Raw genomic sequence first — 15,106 nt, forward strand, 5'->3', positions numbered from 1 at the left:
ACCTGCCAGGTTCCACGGCTGGTTCCCTCCGCCGGACCCCCGGCAGCCTGGTGCGTGCGGCCTCAGCACCCGGTGGGGCCGGAGGGAGGGCCAGCCATGGACACCGCCGTCATCGCCGCGGGACCGACTACCGCCAGGGCTGCCGCACGGCACCTGGTGCACCGTCCGCAGCCCTGGGAGCGGCACAGCGGTGCCGCCGCGCCGCCCGTGGCGGAGGAGTTCGTCCTGCTGGGCGACCTGACGTCCGCCCACCCGCTGTTCGACGACGGCCCGGGGCACTTCCACGACGTGGTGGCGGCGGCCGACATGGTCCGGGAGGTCGGCGAGTTCATCGGCCGCACCCACTTCCGGGTGCCCGCGAAGCGCACGGGGATCTTCTACCAGGTGGGCATCGAGGTGAGCGACATAGGACTGTGGCGCACCCGGCCCGGGGCCGCCCCCGGGCGGCTGGCCACCACGATGAGCGTCCGCCCCGACAAGGTCATCGACGGGGTGCCGCGCGCGCTGGAGTTCCGTACCGCGCTGGAGATCGACGACGTGCCCTGCGGCACGGGCACGGCGAACCTGGTCTTCCTCGCCCCGATGGTGCACCGCAGCCACCGCGAGCACAGCAGGCTGGCCGCGCTCTGCTCGACGGCCGGACAGGACCGCCCGGCGCCCGTCGGCGCCCCGGTCGGCGCAGAGGAGGTGGGGCGCCGCGATCCGGCCAACGTCCTGCTGCACGGCCCCTCCGGACCCCGGGACGGCCGCCTGTCCGTCGGGGTGGCCGTGCCCCCGCACTGGCTCGGCGAGGACGCCGCGCGGGACGGGCACGTGCCCGCGCCGGCACTGCTGGAATCCCTGCGCCAGACGTCCCTGCTGACCGTGGGGCGCGGCCACTGCTTCGAACCCGGGCGCAGTGCCCTCGCCTCGCTCCAGGTCCACGTCCGCGGATACGCCGAGGCCGACCTGCCGCTGCGCTGCGCCGCGGTGACCGGCAGGCCGGGGCGGGACGCCGCGGGCCGGCGTACGGCGCCCCTCACCCTGACGCTCACCCAGGCGGGCCGTACCGTCCTGGAGGCGACCACCGTGGTCGTGGAGGACCACTGACGGGGCCGTCCGCGGCCGCCGAGGGGGCGCTCAGCCGGCGGCGGCCCGCAGCGCCCGCCCCAGGGCCTCGACGGCCTCGGAGTCGAGCATCGTGGTGACCTCGGTGTCCAGCGTGCGGCCCAGCCCCGCGTCGTACACGGCCGCGCTGACGCAGAACGCGACGCCGCCGACGTCGAGGCCGTACGTGCGGAAGGCCCACTCGGCGCCCGCGCCGGGGGTGCCGTCCGGCCGGTGCACGCGGGCCGGACGGTCGTCCGGCCCGAAGCCGAACTCGGTGAACCGGAACTGCATGCCCTGTCCGATGGCCTTGCTGTAGGCCTCCTTCAGGGTCCACAGCCGCACCAGCCGCGGATTGCGCTGCGCCGGGTCCAGCCCGGTGAGGTGCAGGCGCTCGGCCGGGGTGCAGATGTGCCGGTCCAGGCCCTTGCTGTAGATCTGGCGGTCCGCGAGCTCCGCGTCGACGCCGACGAGCCCGCGCGTGGTCAGGCCCACCAGCAGCAGGTCGCCCGTGTGGCTGAGGCTGATGTCGATCTGGTCGCAGCCGCGCAGGTACGGGCGCCCGGTGGGCCCGTAGGTGAGTTCGAGGTCCGCCGCGTCCGCGTGCAGGGCCGCCGCGGCCGCGTGCTTGAGCAGCCTGCGCGAGGCCGCGTACCGCTCCCGGATGTCCTCGTGCGCGATGCCGCTGTAGCGGGCCCAGTCGCGGCCCAGCACGGCGCGCAGCGCGGGCCCGTCGGCGTCCCGGGGGCGCCAGTCCGCGAGGGTGCCGTGCACCAGGGCCGTCCCGTAGGTGCGCAGGTCCGCGCGGACCGCCTCCCAGTCGGCGCCGTCGGCGCGCACCGCGATCGGCTCGCCCGGCGACACGGACGCGGGAGCGTTCACAGCGCACCGCCCCGGGCCGCGGGCAGGGCGCCGGAGGCGGCCAGGACCTCGGTGTGGATCTGCGCGATGCTGCGGGCCCGCAGCACGGCGGAGACGGACACGCGCCGGCCCGTCTCCTGCTCGATCAGCATGACCAGCCGGAGCAGGTGCAGGGAGTCCCAGGACGGCAGGGCGTCCAGGTCGGCGCGGGCCTGCTCCTCGGTCAGCTCCAGTCCGAGTTCGTCGCTGATCAGGGCGAGGAAGCCCGGGAGATCAGCGGGTGGTTCCGGCAGGCTCATCGTCGTCCCCTCCGAGGCGTGGATCTGTGGTCAGGTGGTCGGGTACGGGGGGCAGTTGTGCCAGGTCGTGGCGGTAGTGCAGCGAGCCGTCGGGGTCTGTGGCGGTCTCGGTGAAGCCCAGTGAGGGGTAGAAGCCGGCCGCCCTGGCGTTCTTCGCGGTCGGCCGGTGGCGGGCGTGCACGGCCGGCAGGCCGCGGCTCGCCGCGTGCGCCAGCAGGGTCGCGAGGACGGCCTGCTCGACCCCGCGCGCGAACACCCGGCAGCTGAGCCAGAAGCCGTCCAGGTGCAGCCCGTCGTCCGCGTACCGGCCCAGGACCGCGCCGGCCAGGCCGCTGTCGCCGAACCGGTCGCCGACGTGCACCCCGAGCAGCAGGCCCGCGCGGTCGGCGGCGAGCGCGGCGACGCGGTCCGCGCCGATCCGTTCGCCGGTGAGGTTGAACTGGTTCGTGCGCAGCGACAGCTGGGCGATCCGGTCGCGTTCGTGCGGCTGCGGCGGCGCGATCCGGACGCGGACGCCCAGACCGCGCAGGTACTCCTCGTACGATCCGCTGCCGTGCTCCAGCTCCGCGCGGGCGGCCGCCTCGTGGTAGCGGGCGGTGCGGGCGAGGTCGTCGCCGGTCAGCCGGGGGGTGTCGAACCAGCCGTCGGCCAGCAGCCGGGTGACGTGCAGGGCCGGTTCGGTGCCCAGCGGCACCACGGCGGCGGCGGGGAGCCGGGCCCGCACCAGGGCGCGCTCGGCGGGGGAGTCGTCGGCGAAGACCAGCGCGTCGGTGCCGATGCCGAGGGCGGCGGCGATGTCCCGCAGATTGCCGTCCTTGGGCTCCCAGTTGGCGTGGACGCGTACGAAGTCCCGCTCGCGCAGCACCATGTCCGGGTGGTCGCGGAGCACGCCGAGGACCGGAGCGGCATCGTTCTTGCTGCTGACCGCGAGCAGGACCCCCTGGGCGGCGAGCTGCCTCGCGGTGCGTTGCAGGGCCGCGTGCGGCTCCCCGGCCAGGGTGCCGGCGGCGGCCGTGATCCCCTCGGGGCCGTCGTCGCCGAGGATCCCCGCCCACAGGGTGTCGTCGAGGTCCAGGACCAGGCACTTGCGGGTCATGCCCCGGTGGGCGCGCAGCACGTGCACGGCCTCCCGGGCGTAGGCGGCGAGCAGTTGCTCCGTGTAAGGGGCGTGCGTGTACAGGGCCAGGCGCGGGTCGGAGGCCGGGCCGCCGTCGGCGATCAGCGGCTCCAGGTCGACCACGGCGACCGTCGGGTGCTCGTCGGCCAGCCGCAGCAGCCGGGCGTTGAACTCCCGCCACACCGCTCCGAGCAGGGCCCGCTCCCGCTGCCCGACGAGCTGCTGGAGGCGGATCCGGGGCAGGGGCAGGGTGTTCAGGACGAGCGGACCCGCCGCGTCCGCGGCGTGGGCGGCGGTGGCCGCGCGCAGCCGCTCCAGCAGCCGGGCGCAGCCGGCCTCCACGTCCTGCCAGGTCCACGGATCCGGGAGCGCGTCGAAGACGGCGCCCGCGTCGAGCACGCACAGGGTCAGGCCGGGCCGGTGGCGGCGCAGTTCGCCGCCGCCGTCGAGCAGGTCGCGCAGGTAGGCGCCGTGGTCCCCGGACAGCACCCGGGAGAGCAGCCCGTGCCGGGCCAGCTCGGCGACCAGCGGGTCGGTGAGCTGGGCCAGGGTGGAGTGTCCGGTGACGGCCACCGTGACCAGGGGGGTGTCCGGGTGGCGGGCGAGGACCTCCGCCGCCGGGAGCGCGGCCAGGACCCGGCCGGCCCGCACCAGGTCGGTGCGGACGGCCTCCGGCTCCCGGTCCCCGTGGTCGGTCAGCTCGGCCAGCAGCGGGGCGACGCGGGGCCATTCCCCGGCGAGCCGGCCCGCGCGGTGCAGGGCGCGCAGCTCCCGCACCGGGTCGGGGGGAGCCGCGGGACCGGCGGGTGCGGTCGGGGAGACGGGGGCGGTCATCCGGCGCCGTCCGTTTCCGGGACCCGCTCCAGCGCCAGCCCGCCCTTGATCCACTTGCTGGACTCGACCACCACGGCCAGGGCCCGCTCGCCGTCGCCCAGCTCCTCGGCGAGCCGGTCGAGTTGGATCAGGGGCAGGGCGTTGCCGGTGTTCCCGGTGTCGGACACGCAGGACACCTCACGCAGCTCCGGTACGTCCATGTGCTCGGTGATGCGGGCCGTCATCCGGCCCGAGAGCTGCGGGGGCAGGACGTAGTCGAGGTCCTCGCGGCCCCAGCCGGCGGCGGCCAGCAGCTCCCAGAAGATCTCCGAGGCCATGGCGGGAACGCTCTCCTCGATGGCCTTGTAGTCCTCGAACAGCATCTGCCGGCCGGCGGTGTGGCGGGCCACGCCCTGCCAGTCGACGATCTGGCCGGGGGCGCGGCCCCGCCCGGTGAAACGGTGCAGCAGGCTCCGTACGGCGATGGCCTCGCCGACGGGCTCCGCGGCCACCACGGCCGCTCCCGCCCCGTCGCCGAACAGCACGTAGTTGACGAGCTCCTCGGTGGGCAGGCTGACCGCCTCGCGGCCCGGGTCGAGGAACCGGTCGGTGACGTCCCCGCCGACGACGAGGCCCGCACGGTGGCCGCCCGCGAGCAGCGCGCGGGCCACGTCCAGCGCCTGCACGGCGCCCGAACAGCCCGCCTGGAGCTGGAAGGCGGGCAGGTGGCTGAGGCCCAGCCGGTCGGCCACCACGGTCGCGGTGGTGGGCAGCAGGGTGTCGGGCGTGGCGGTGGCCAGGATCAGGAAGTCGAGGTCGGCGGGGGCGAGCCCGGAGCCCGCCAGGGCACGCCCGGCGGCCTCGGCGCACAGGTCGGCGAGGCTGTGGGTGAGGGTGCCGGTGCCCAGGTCCCAGCAGAAGTGCCGGCTACGGGTCCCCACGAAGAGGTCGATCCACTCCTCGCTGATCCCGAACACCTTGCCCAGCGTGGTGTTGTCCACCGGGTCGCCGGGCAGGGCGGTGCCCGTGCCCACGACGTACAGGGCGGTCTCGGTCACAGGTGTCACGGTCGTACCCCCACACTGATCCACTCGCCGACGAAGTCGGCCAGGGTGCCCACCGAGCGCAGCGCGGGCAGCAGTTGCTGCACCGCGATGCCGCCGGCCTGCGGCAGCGAGGTCTCGATCCGGTCCTTGAGTTGCATGATCATTACAGAGTCGAAGCCGAGGTCCTCATAGAACCTGGAGACCCGGTCGACTCGTTCGGGCGCGTAGCCGCCCACCTCCACCACGGCACGCACGACGGCGGCCAGCACCGGGTCCTCGGACCCGCCGCGCTCGCCCCCGTCCGCGGCGGCCGCGGCCGCGACGGCCGTCGCGGCCGCCGTCGCCTGACCGGAGACGGCCGCGGGCGCGGGCGCGGGCGCGGCCGGGGCCGCGGGGGCCTGCGCGCGGGCGGTCGCCGTGTGCCAGAAGCGGTGCTCGGTGGAGAAGGCGTACGGGGGCAGCCGCTCGGTGGTGCGCCAGGCGGGCTCGTACAGCTCGTCCCACTGCGGCTCCAGCCCCGAGCGGTACAGGGCGGCGACGGTCTCGGCCAGGTCGCGGGCCGCCCCGTCCCGGCCCGGCGCCGGATGCAGCAGCCGGATCCCGTCGGCCAGCCCGGACCGGCCCACCAGCTGGATCAGCTGCGGCGCCGGGCCGATCTCCACGAGCGCGGTCGGGGCGGTCCGTGCCACCAGGTCGGCCAGCGCGTCCGCGAACAGCACCGGCCCGGCCGCCTGCCCGGCCCAGTAGGCGCCGTCCATCGGCTCGTCGGCCAGCAGCCGCCCGTACCGGGTGGAGGCGACGGGGATGCGCGGCGCGGCGGGCGTGATCCCCGCCGCGGCGGCGGCCAGCGGCTCCAGGACGGGATCCATCAGCGGCGAGTGGAAGGCGTGCGAGACGCTGACCGCACGGCAGTGCGTGCCGCGCCCGCGCAGCACGCCGGCGACCCGCTCCAGCGCCGCGAGCCCGCCCGACAGGACGGTGTTCCCCGGGCCGTTGACCGCGGCGAGGGACACTCCCGGACCGGTGGTGAGGAACTCCTCGACCGCTTCGCGCCCCGCCCGCACCGACAGCATGCCGCCGCCCTCGGGCAGCGCGTCCATCAGCCGTGCCCGCTCCGCGACCAGCCGGGCCGCCTCGTCCAGCGTGAGCACCCCGGCGGTCACGGCGGCCGCGAACTCCCCGACGCTGTGCCCGAGCACGACGTGCGGCCCGGCGCCGAGCCCGCTCAGCGTGGCCGCCAGCGCATGGCCGACGGCGAACAGGGCGGGCTGCGCCCAGCGGGTGCGGTGCAGGGCCGGATCCCCGCCGAGGATCAGGTCGCGCACCGAGCCGCCCAGGTGCGGGGCGAGCGCCGCGTCGGCCTCGTCGAGCCGCCGCCGGTACAGCGGCGACTGCCGGTACAGGGCGGCCGTCATCCCGGGCTCCTGGACGCCCTGGCCGGTGAAGAGGAACCCGATGACCGGCGGACGCCAGGCCCGGTCGGCGATCCCGGCGGCGAGCCGCCCGTCCTCGGCCGCCGCCCGCAGCGCCGCCGCCAGCTCGACGGTGTCGGTGGCGGTGAACGCCGCCCGGTAGGGCAGCCCGGTCTTGACCCGGTTGCTGGTCCAGCACAGCGCGGCGGCGTCCCCGCGCGGGCGGGCGGCCACCGCCTCCGCCTGCGCGGCGAGGTTGCGGCGCAGCGCCTCCGGGGTGTCGGCCGAGAGCGTGAACACCCCGGCCGGCGCGGCCGCCGCCCGGCGGCGCCCGGTGCGGGCCGTACGGGGCGCGGCGGCGAGCACCGCGTGCGCGTTGGTCCCGCCCATGCCGAAGCTGCTCACGCCCGCCACGACCTCACCGGCGGGCAGCCGCACGGGGACCTTCAGCAGGGCCAGCCCCCGTTCGGCGAGCCGCAGCTGAGGGTTCTCGCGGTCCGCGAACCGGCTCGCGGGCACGATCCGGTGGTGCAGCGCGAGCGCCACCTTGATCAGCCCGGCGATGCCCGAGGCCCCCTCCGTGTGCCCGAGATTGCCCTTGACGGAGCCGATCGCGCACGGCTCCTCGCGCGGTACGTCGTGCACCTCGCCCAGGGCCCCGCACTCGATGATGTCGCCGAGCGCCGTGCCCGTGCCGTGGGCCTCGACGAACCGCACCTGGTCGGGGGTGACCCCGGCCCGGCGGTACGCGGCCGCGACGACCTCCCGCTGGGAGTGCCGGTTCGGCGCGGTGACGCCGTTGCTGCGCCCGTCCTGGTTGACGGCGGTGCCCCGGATGACGGCGTAGACCCGCTGCCCGTCGGCGAGCGCGTCCTCCAGCCGCCGCAGCACCACCACCCCGACGCCGTCACTGCGCGCGATGCCGTTCGCGTCGGCGCTGAACGGCCTGCACCGGCCGTCCGGCGAGGCCAGCCCCATCTGCGCGTACACCAGCCCGAGCGCCGGGGTCAGGATCAGGTTGACCCCGCCGGCCAGCGCCGTCCCGCACTCCCCGGACAGCAGCGAGTTGACCGCCAGGTGCACGGCGACCAGCGAGGAGGAGCAGGCCGTGTCCACGGACAGGCTCGGCCCCTTCAGGTCGAGGTGGTACGAGATGCGGTTCGCGGCCATGCCGGCACTGGACCCGGCGCCCAGCTGCGGGGTCACGCGCCCGTAGTCGCCCAGGTGCAGCTGGCCCCACTCGCTGCCCATCATGCCGACGAACACCCCGGTGTCGCCGCCCGCCAGGGACCGCGGGGAGCGCCCCGAGTCCTCCAGGGCCCGCCACGCGCACTGGAGCAGCAGCCGCTGCTGCGGGTCCATCGCCGCGGCCTCGCGCGGCGAGACGGTGAAGAAATCGTTGTCGAACACGTCGGCGTCGTCGATGAAACCGCCGCGCACCGGCGTCTCGTACCCCGGCCCGAACCTGCGCGGGCCGGGCTGCTCCCCGGTCGCGTCGCCGCCGCGCATCAGCAGGTCCCAGTAGGCGTCGGGGCCCGGCGCGCCCGGGAAGACGCAGTCGAGCCCGACCAGGGCGACCGAGGCGGAGGTCACCGCGAGACCCCCGCGGCCGGAACCGTCACGCCCCGGGCGCCGAGGTGGGCGACCAGCGCGACGACGGTCGGGTGGTCCCAGGCCAGCGACGGGTCCACGGCGATGTGGAACGTGTCCTCGATGTCCCCGCACAGGCTCAGCGCCCCCACCGAGTCCATGCCGTACTCGGCGAGCGGCACGGTGGGGTCGATGCTGTCCGGCAGCCGGTCGAGGTAGACGGCGAGGCGGTCGGTCAGCCAGTGGTGCAGCGGGGCCGCGCTGTGCGGCGACACGGGCAGGGACATCCCTGGACTCCTTGCGTGCGGGCTAAGGGGGAAGCGGTGGTCGGGGCCGTCGCCCGTCAGCCGGGAAGCGGGGTGTTGTGCAGGTCGTAGCTGCGCCGGTCCCCGAAGCGGGCCAGGACCTCCTGGTGGACGCGCGCCAGGCATTCGGGGGGCAGCTCCACGGGAGCGGTGCCCAGTCTGCACGTGATGCGGTGCAGGGCGGCCGCCGCCCAGGCCGGATCGGCCAGGAACGGGTCGAGGCCGTGGCGGTTGTGGCGGCGGACGCCCAGCACGGCCGCGGCCGCCAGGACCAGGACGTAGCGGTCCGTCAGCGCGAACCAGGCCGGTCCCACCGGCGTCCCGCCGTCCAGCGGCGGCAGCGCCAGCACCCGCCGCCGCAGGTCCCGCAGCTCCTCGACGAGGTGCTCCGTCATCGTGCGCAGGGCCCGCTCCACCGGATCGCGGCCCGGCAGTTCCGCGGCGGCGGCCAGCAGCGAGGCGCTGAGGCTGTCGCGTCCGCTGGCCAGCGCGAGCGCGTCGTAGCGGAACGCCGGCAGGGGCGCGTCGGGCTGGAACAGCGCGGCGGGGGCCTCCTCTTCGACGAACCAGGAGCGGCTCGCCAGCTGCTTCAGCTGCGGGATGACCGTCGCCTGGCAGGCGACGGTCCCCGCGTGGCCGAGGCTGATCACCGGCACGTCCCGGATGTGCTTCTGAAGGACGCCGACGGTGCCGTCCCGCGTGTACAGCTGCGAGCCCAGGACGGTGGACAGGTCGTACATCGTCTCGATCAGCACCCGCGGCAGCAGCAGCTTCACGGCAGCCGAGTACACGCTGGTCTCGGCCGGCAGCAGGTGCAGCGCCCGGGTGGCGACGACCGCCAGGCAGTCGTACAGGAGCAGGTTCACGAAGGCGCCGGTCAGGGTGTTCGCAGTGTGCTGCGGGTCCACCGGCGCCGTGCCGGCCGCGCCGGGCCCCCGCTGACGGTCCACCAGCACGGCCGTGCGCAGGCTCGCGTCCACGGCGGCCACCGACAGCGAGGCCATCAGCGTACGGCTCATCTGGAACGACTGCAGCGAGGTCGCGACCCCGCTGCCGGGCGCGCCGAGCAGGGCGTCGGCGGGCACCGGGCAGTCGTCGAAGCGCACGCCCGAGAAGAAGCAGGACCGCAGGCCCACCGCGGCGGGCCGCCGCTCGGTGCGGTAGCGGTCGGCGGGCAGGGTGCGCGGGTCCAGCAGCAGGGCGCTCTGCGTGCCGCCGGGGAAGTGCTCGCCGGTACGGCAGAACAGCACCAGGGCGTCGGCCCGGTGCAGGTTGTTGACCACCGGCTTGGCCCCGGTGACCGACAGGCCGCCGCCGGGGGCCAGGTCCGCGGAGATCTGGTTGCGTACGAAGTCGTTGGTGTGCGCGGTCTCGTGCTGGGCTATGGCCGCCTTCGAACCGCCCAGCAGCAGGCCTCCCAGCCACGACCGCTGCTCCTCGCTGCCGCGCATCCACACGTCGGAGGCGGCCATGAAGGTGGTCATGCCGTAGCCCATGCCGAGGGACACGTCCCGGCGGAACACCGGCCGCATCACCCGCAGCAGGCCCTCGGGGGAGTCGAAGCGGCCGCCGAGCTCGCGCGGAACGAACTCGCGGTGCATCCCGAAGTCGTCGAGCAGCCCCTCCGCCTCCGGGGACAGCGCTGCCGCCTGGTCGGAGGCGAGCAGCGCGCGGTGCCCGGCCGGGTTGCCGGGCGCCGCCGGGTCGCCGAACAGGGCCTCCAGCGCGGCGGCCCGGACCCGGCCGCTCGTCGACTCCGGGGACGGCGCGGGCCGCCGCACCGGCGCCCGGGGGGCCGGTCCGGCGGCGACGGCGACGGCGCTCACCACGCCGTCTCCGCGGCGGCGCGGGCGGAGGGCCGCAGCAGGTCGTTGCCGAGCAGCGTGTCGCGCGGACGGACCAGGGCGTGCACGGCCGGGTCGAGGACCTCGTACGCGCCGCTGACCTCGCCCTCCAGGAACAGCTTGCGGATCAGGGTCCGCTGGATCTTGCCGCTGGTGGTGCGGCGCAGGGTGCCGGGCCGCACCAGGAGCACATTGGCCGCCGGCACGTCGAAGTCCTGGCCGATGAGGATCTGGATGCGCCGGGCGAGGGCGCGCAGCGTCTCCCAGTCCGCGTTCTCGGGGCGCACCTCGTGCACGACGACGAGCTGCTCGCGGTCCGCGTCCACGGTGAAGACGGCGCCCTGGCCCGCCCCGAGGGCCGGCTCCGTCTCGCGCACCGCCCACTCGACGTCCTGCGGATAGATGTTGCGCCCGTTGAGGATGATCATCTCCTTGAGGCGGCCGGTGACGTACAGCTCGTCCCCGTCGATCACCCCGAGGTCGCCGGTGCGCAGGAAACCGCTGTCCCCGTCGTCCACCATGGCGTGGAAGGTGCGGGCGGTGTCGGTGGGACGGCGCCAGTAGCCCTGGGCGACGCTGTCGCCGCGCACCCAGATCTCCCCGACCCGGCCCGCGGGCACCTCGCCGCCGACCACCGGCTCCACGATCCGTACGGCGAAGTCGCGTACGGTGCCGCTCCCGACCAGGGTCCGCACCGGCCGGCCGGGGCGCGGCGGGCGCAGCTCGTCGTATTCGAGGCCGGCCGCGTCGACGGTCAGGGTGCGCGGGCCCTGACCGGGCGTGCCGCCGGACACGACGAGCGTGGCCTCGGCGAGCCCGTAGGCCGGGAAGAGGCTCCCGCGGCGGAAACCGGCCGCGGCGAAGCGCTCGGCGAAGGCCTCCAGGGTCTGGTGGCGCACCGGTTCGGCGCCGTTGATCGCCAGCCGCCAGCTGCTCAGGTCCAGGCCGGCGAGCTGCTCGTCCGTGATCCGGCGCAGGCACAGGTCGTAGCAGAAGTTGGGGCCGCCGCCGATGGTCACCCCGTACTCGCCGATCGAGCGCAGCCAGCGCACCGGCCGCTTGACGAAGGCGGTGGGGGACATCTGCACCGACGTGGTGCCCAGCCACAGCGGGTGCAGCAGATGGCAGATGAGCCCCATGTCGTGGTAGTGCGGCAGCCAGCTGCCGAACACGTCCTCGGCGGTGGACCCCAGGACGTTTCGCATGGCCTCCATGTTGGCGAGGAGGTTGCGGTGACTGACCATCACCCCGCGCGGCCGGGAGGTCGAACCCGAGGTGTACTGGAGGAACGCCAGGTCGTCCGGGCGGGTGCGGGGCGGCTGCCAGGCCTCGGCGTTCAGCCCCTCCTCCACGTCGGTGGCCAGGCACACCGTCTCGCCCCGGCCCGCCATGGCGAGCCACAGCGATACGTCGGGGGCGTGCGCGGAGTCGGTCAGCACCAGCTGCGCGCCGGTGTCGCGGATGATCCCCGAGACGCGCTGCAGCCGCTCGCCCCGGTCCCCGGGGAGCGGGGCGGGCACGGCGACGGCGCCGGCGTACAGACAGCCCGCGAACGCCTTCAGGAACCCGGGGCCCGGCGGGTACAGCAGCAGCACCGGCTGCCCCAGGGCGCCGTGCTCGCGCAGCCGCACCGCGATGGCCCGGGCCGCCCGGTCCAGCTCCCCGTACGTGAGGTGCTCGGCGGCGGCGCCCGGGGCGTCACCGAGGAACACGTGAGCGTCGCGCTCGCCGAGTGCCGCGGCCCGGCCGCGGAGCACATCGGTGAACGTAGCGAATCCAGTCAACGTCAGCCCCCTTCTGGCGCACCCGGGGCAACTGCCGAACGCCCGGCGCCCCTGCCGCCAACGCCTCGGCATGCTCCACACCGCGCCTAAAGCATGGCTTGCGGGTCCCGGGCCAGGGTGCGCGGCGCCGGATCAGGGGTCCGGCTGTCCGAAGCCGGGGGTGCACCCGGCCCTAGGGTGACGAGGGCCGGGCAGCTGGGGGAGTCTGCCGCCACCCGTGCCACCGGAGTGCCGACGAACGGGGGCTGCATGCGATTTCGGGTGTTGGGGCCACTGGAGGTGGACGCGGCCGGCCCGGACGCGCACCGCGTGACGCCCCGCGCGGCGAAGATCCGCGTGGTGCTCGCGACGCTGCTCGTACGGCCCAACGAGATCGTGTCCGTGGGCAGCCTCATCGACGAACTGTGGGGCGAGGACCCGCCGCGCACCGCGACGACCACGCTCCAGGTCTACATCTCGCAGCTGCGCAAGCTCCTGCACGCCGCCGACCCCGACGCGGGCCGCGACTGCCTGGTCACCCGGCCGCCCGGCTACCTCATGCGGCTGGACCCGGACCGGCTGGACCTGACCGCCTTCGAGGACCTGCACGCCCGGGGCCGCGCCGCCATGGCCCGCCATGACGCCGGGGACGCCGCCGACCTCCAGCGCCGCGCGCTCGCGCTCTGGCGCGGCCCCCTGCTGTCCGACACCCCCCACGGGGCGCTGCTCGACAGCACCGCGATCCGCCTCGGTGAACTGCGCACGGCCGCACTGGAGCAGCGCATCCGGGCCGATCTGCAACTGGGCCGCCACCACGACCTCGTCGGTGAACTCCGGGCGCTCGCCACCGAGCTGCCCATGCGCGAGGAGTTCCACGCCCACCTGATGGTGGCGCTCTACCGCACCGGCCGGCAGGCCGACGCGCTGGAGGCCTTCGCCCGGCTGCGGCGCACCCTCGTCGACGAACTGGCGATCGAGCCGGGGCCGCCCCTGCAGCAGCTCCACGGCCGGATCCTCGACGGGGACACCGCACTGCTGCGCCCCTCGGGCGCCGGACCGTACCGGGCGGACCCGGCGCGGTCCGTGGTGACCGCGGGCGGCCGCACCACGGCCGCCCCCGCCGCGGCGCCGACCGCGGGGCAGGACCCCACAATGCCGCCGGACACCGGGCCGCTCGATGAACTCCCCGCGTCCGACCCGCTGTTCACCGGGCGCGACGAGGACCTCGCCGCGCTTCGGACGCTCCTGCGGGACGTCCCCGCGGGCGGCTGCGTCGCGCTCACCGGTCCCGCCGGCGCGGGAAAGACCGCCCTCGCCCTGGCCGCCGCGCACCGCGCCGGCGACCTCTTCCCCGACGGCCGGGTGTTCCTGACCCTGCGCGACGACACCGGCGAACCGCTCGCCCCCGCCGCCGCCCTCGCCCTGCTGCTGCGCCGCTGCCGGGTCACCGGGCCGCTGCCCGACGACCTCGACGGGCTGCGCCGCACCCTGGACCGGCTCACCCTGGGCCGCCGGATGCTGTTCGTGCTCGACGACGCGGCCGGCGCGGAGCAGGCCGGCCCCCTGCTGCCCACGACCCCCGGCAGCACCGCGCTGCTGACCGGCCGTCGGACCCCGGCGGTCCCGGTCACCCGGGTGCACCTGCTGGACGTCCTCGCCCCGGCGCCGGCCCGCCGGCTGCTGCTGGCCGCGTCGGGCCGCGACGGGGAAGGGGAGGACGACGGGCCCGACGGGGCCTGCGCCGCCGTCGTCGAGGCCTGCGGGCGGCTGCCGTCGGCCGTACGGGCCCTCGCGGGCCGGCTGGCCGCGCGCCCGCACTGGAGCGTGGCCTCCCTGGCCGCCCGGCTGTCCGGCGAACACGCCCGGCTCGCCGAACTCCGCTCCGCGCAGCCCGGCCTGGACGCGGCCCTGCGAGGCGCGTACGACGAGGCCGGCGAACCGTTGAGGCGCGCCTTCCGGCTGCTCGGGCTGCTGCCCGCCGGCCCCTTCCCCGCCGCCGACGCGGCCGCCCTGTTCGGCACGCCCGAACCGGCCGCCGAAGCCGTGCTGGAGAGCCTCGTGGAAGCCCGGCTGCTGCGGGCCGAACCCCGCGGCGCCTACCGCCTGCACGTGCTGTGGCGGCTGCTGGCCGGCGAGCTCCTCAACGCCGAGGAGCCCCCCGGCGAGGCGGCGCGGGCCGTGGCCCGGCTCGCCGACGCCCTGGCCGCCGAGGCACGGGAGGCCGACGGACTGCCGCACGCCGCCGAGTGGTTCGCGCACCGCCGCACCGCACTGACCTCGGCCCTTGACCGGGCACACGCCGCCGGACTCTGGGGCCACACCGTGCGCCTCGCCGACGGCCTCACCGCCCCCCTGGAGGCCCACGCGGCCTGGGACGACTGGGAACGCGCGCACACCCGGGCCCTGGACGCGGCCGAACACTGCGGCGACCTCGGCGCCCAGTCCCGGCTGCTGTGCTCGCTCGGCGACCTGGCCTGGCAGCGCCGCCGGGCCGACGTGGCCCGCGGGCTCTACCGGCGGGCCCTGAGGGCCGCCGACGGCGCCGACGCCCGGCCCGAGCGCGACCGCGCCCTGACGGGCCTGGCCGAACTGAGCCTGGACTCCTCGGCCGTCACGGAAGCGGCCCGGCTGATCGGCCAGGTCCTCGACACGGCGCCCGCCGACCCCCGCGACCACTACGAGGCCCGCCGGGTCCGGGCCCTGCTCGCCCTGGAGACCGAGGGCCCCGCCGCCGCGGAGCCGCACTTCGCGCAGTGCCTGGCCCTGGCGGCGCGGCTCGGCGACCGGCGGCGCGAGGCGTACGCGGTCCGCTGGCTGCGCCAGGTGCGCGGCGGCCTCCCGCTGCCGGACTGGACGGAGACCCGGCCCGGGGTGTGGCGCCTGCGCGCCGCCGCCTGAGCCGCACGCCGCCGTACCGCCGAAGGACCGACCGACGCGCCACGCGTCACCACGTACCGACGTAAGGAGAGA

10 protein-coding genes are annotated in these 15,106 nt (G+C 76.1%); 2 read left to right on the forward strand and 8 right to left on the reverse strand.

What is annotated here, in order from left to right:
- The first annotated feature begins 96 nt into the window (after positions 1–96).
- Positions 97–1,089, forward strand: a complete 993-nt coding sequence (locus tag ACZ7IF_RS33065; RefSeq protein WP_470979189.1) for an AfsA-related hotdog domain-containing protein — start codon at positions 97–99, stop codon at positions 1,087–1,089.
- Between the two features lie 30 nt (positions 1,090–1,119).
- Here ACZ7IF_RS33065 and ACZ7IF_RS33070 read toward each other — a convergent pair whose 3' ends face one another.
- The 8 genes from ACZ7IF_RS33070 to ACZ7IF_RS33105 are packed head-to-tail and all read right to left on the reverse strand — an operon-like array spanning position 1,120 to position 12,157.
- The gene (locus ACZ7IF_RS33070; protein ID WP_470979192.1) at positions 1,120–1,968 is read right to left on the reverse strand and encodes a 4'-phosphopantetheinyl transferase family protein; all 849 of its coding nucleotides are present in this window, start codon (positions 1,966–1,968) and stop codon (positions 1,120–1,122) included.
- Entirely contained in the window at positions 1,965–2,246 is a 282-nt protein-coding gene (locus ACZ7IF_RS33075) for an acyl carrier protein (protein ID WP_470979195.1), read from the reverse strand. The genes ACZ7IF_RS33070 and ACZ7IF_RS33075 overlap by 4 nt, the downstream gene beginning before the upstream one ends.
- Positions 2,221–4,197, reverse strand: a complete 1,977-nt coding sequence (locus ACZ7IF_RS33080; protein WP_470979198.1) for an HAD-IIIC family phosphatase — start codon at positions 4,195–4,197, stop codon at positions 2,221–2,223. Before ACZ7IF_RS33080 ends, ACZ7IF_RS33075 begins: the two co-directional genes overlap by 26 nt.
- A complete protein-coding gene (locus tag ACZ7IF_RS33085) occupies positions 4,194–5,234 on the reverse strand; it encodes a 3-oxoacyl-ACP synthase III family protein (RefSeq protein WP_470979201.1) in 1,041 nt (346 codons plus the stop codon). Before ACZ7IF_RS33085 ends, ACZ7IF_RS33080 begins: the two co-directional genes overlap by 4 nt.
- Positions 5,235–5,239: 5 nt before the next feature.
- Positions 5,240–8,227, reverse strand: coding sequence for a type I polyketide synthase (locus tag ACZ7IF_RS33090; RefSeq protein ID WP_470979204.1), 2,988 nt, complete (start codon positions 8,225–8,227; stop codon positions 5,240–5,242).
- Complete coding sequence (locus tag ACZ7IF_RS33095; protein WP_470979207.1) at positions 8,224–8,511, reverse strand: acyl carrier protein; 288 nt, start codon at positions 8,509–8,511, stop codon at positions 8,224–8,226. The genes ACZ7IF_RS33090 and ACZ7IF_RS33095 overlap by 4 nt, the downstream gene beginning before the upstream one ends.
- Positions 8,512–8,567: 56 nt before the next feature.
- Complete coding sequence (locus ACZ7IF_RS33100) at positions 8,568–10,355, reverse strand: acyl-CoA dehydrogenase (RefSeq protein WP_470979210.1); 1,788 nt, start codon at positions 10,353–10,355, stop codon at positions 8,568–8,570.
- On the reverse strand, positions 10,352–12,157 hold the full coding sequence (locus tag ACZ7IF_RS33105) for a fatty acyl-AMP ligase (RefSeq protein ID WP_470979213.1): 1,806 nt from the start codon (positions 12,155–12,157) through the stop codon (positions 10,352–10,354). The genes ACZ7IF_RS33100 and ACZ7IF_RS33105 overlap by 4 nt, the downstream gene beginning before the upstream one ends.
- A 249-nt stretch (positions 12,158–12,406) precedes the next feature.
- Here ACZ7IF_RS33105 and ACZ7IF_RS33110 point away from each other — a divergent pair, with 249 nt between their 5' ends.
- Positions 12,407–15,034, forward strand: a complete 2,628-nt coding sequence (locus ACZ7IF_RS33110) for an AfsR/SARP family transcriptional regulator (RefSeq protein WP_470979215.1) — start codon at positions 12,407–12,409, stop codon at positions 15,032–15,034.
- Positions 15,035–15,106 lie beyond the last annotated feature (72 nt).

This window comes from Streptomyces sp. NPDC037421 (assembly GCF_055602105.1).

What these genes read in the sequence shown, in the direction of transcription:
- ACZ7IF_RS33110 (WP_470979215.1), top strand. Translation starts at nt 12,407, where the DNA reads ATGCGATTTCGGGTGTTGGGGCCACTGGAGGTGGACGCGGCCGGCCCG.
- ACZ7IF_RS33065 (WP_470979189.1), top strand. Translation starts at nt 97, where the DNA reads ATGGACACCGCCGTCATCGCCGCGGGACCGACTACCGCCAGGGCTGCC.
- ACZ7IF_RS33080 (WP_470979198.1), bottom strand. Translation starts at nt 4,197, where the DNA reads ATGACCGCCCCCGTCTCCCCGACCGCACCCGCCGGTCCCGCGGCTCCC.
- ACZ7IF_RS33075 (WP_470979195.1), bottom strand. Translation starts at nt 2,246, where the DNA reads ATGAGCCTGCCGGAACCACCCGCTGATCTCCCGGGCTTCCTCGCCCTG.
- ACZ7IF_RS33095 (WP_470979207.1), bottom strand. Translation starts at nt 8,511, where the DNA reads ATGTCCCTGCCCGTGTCGCCGCACAGCGCGGCCCCGCTGCACCACTGG.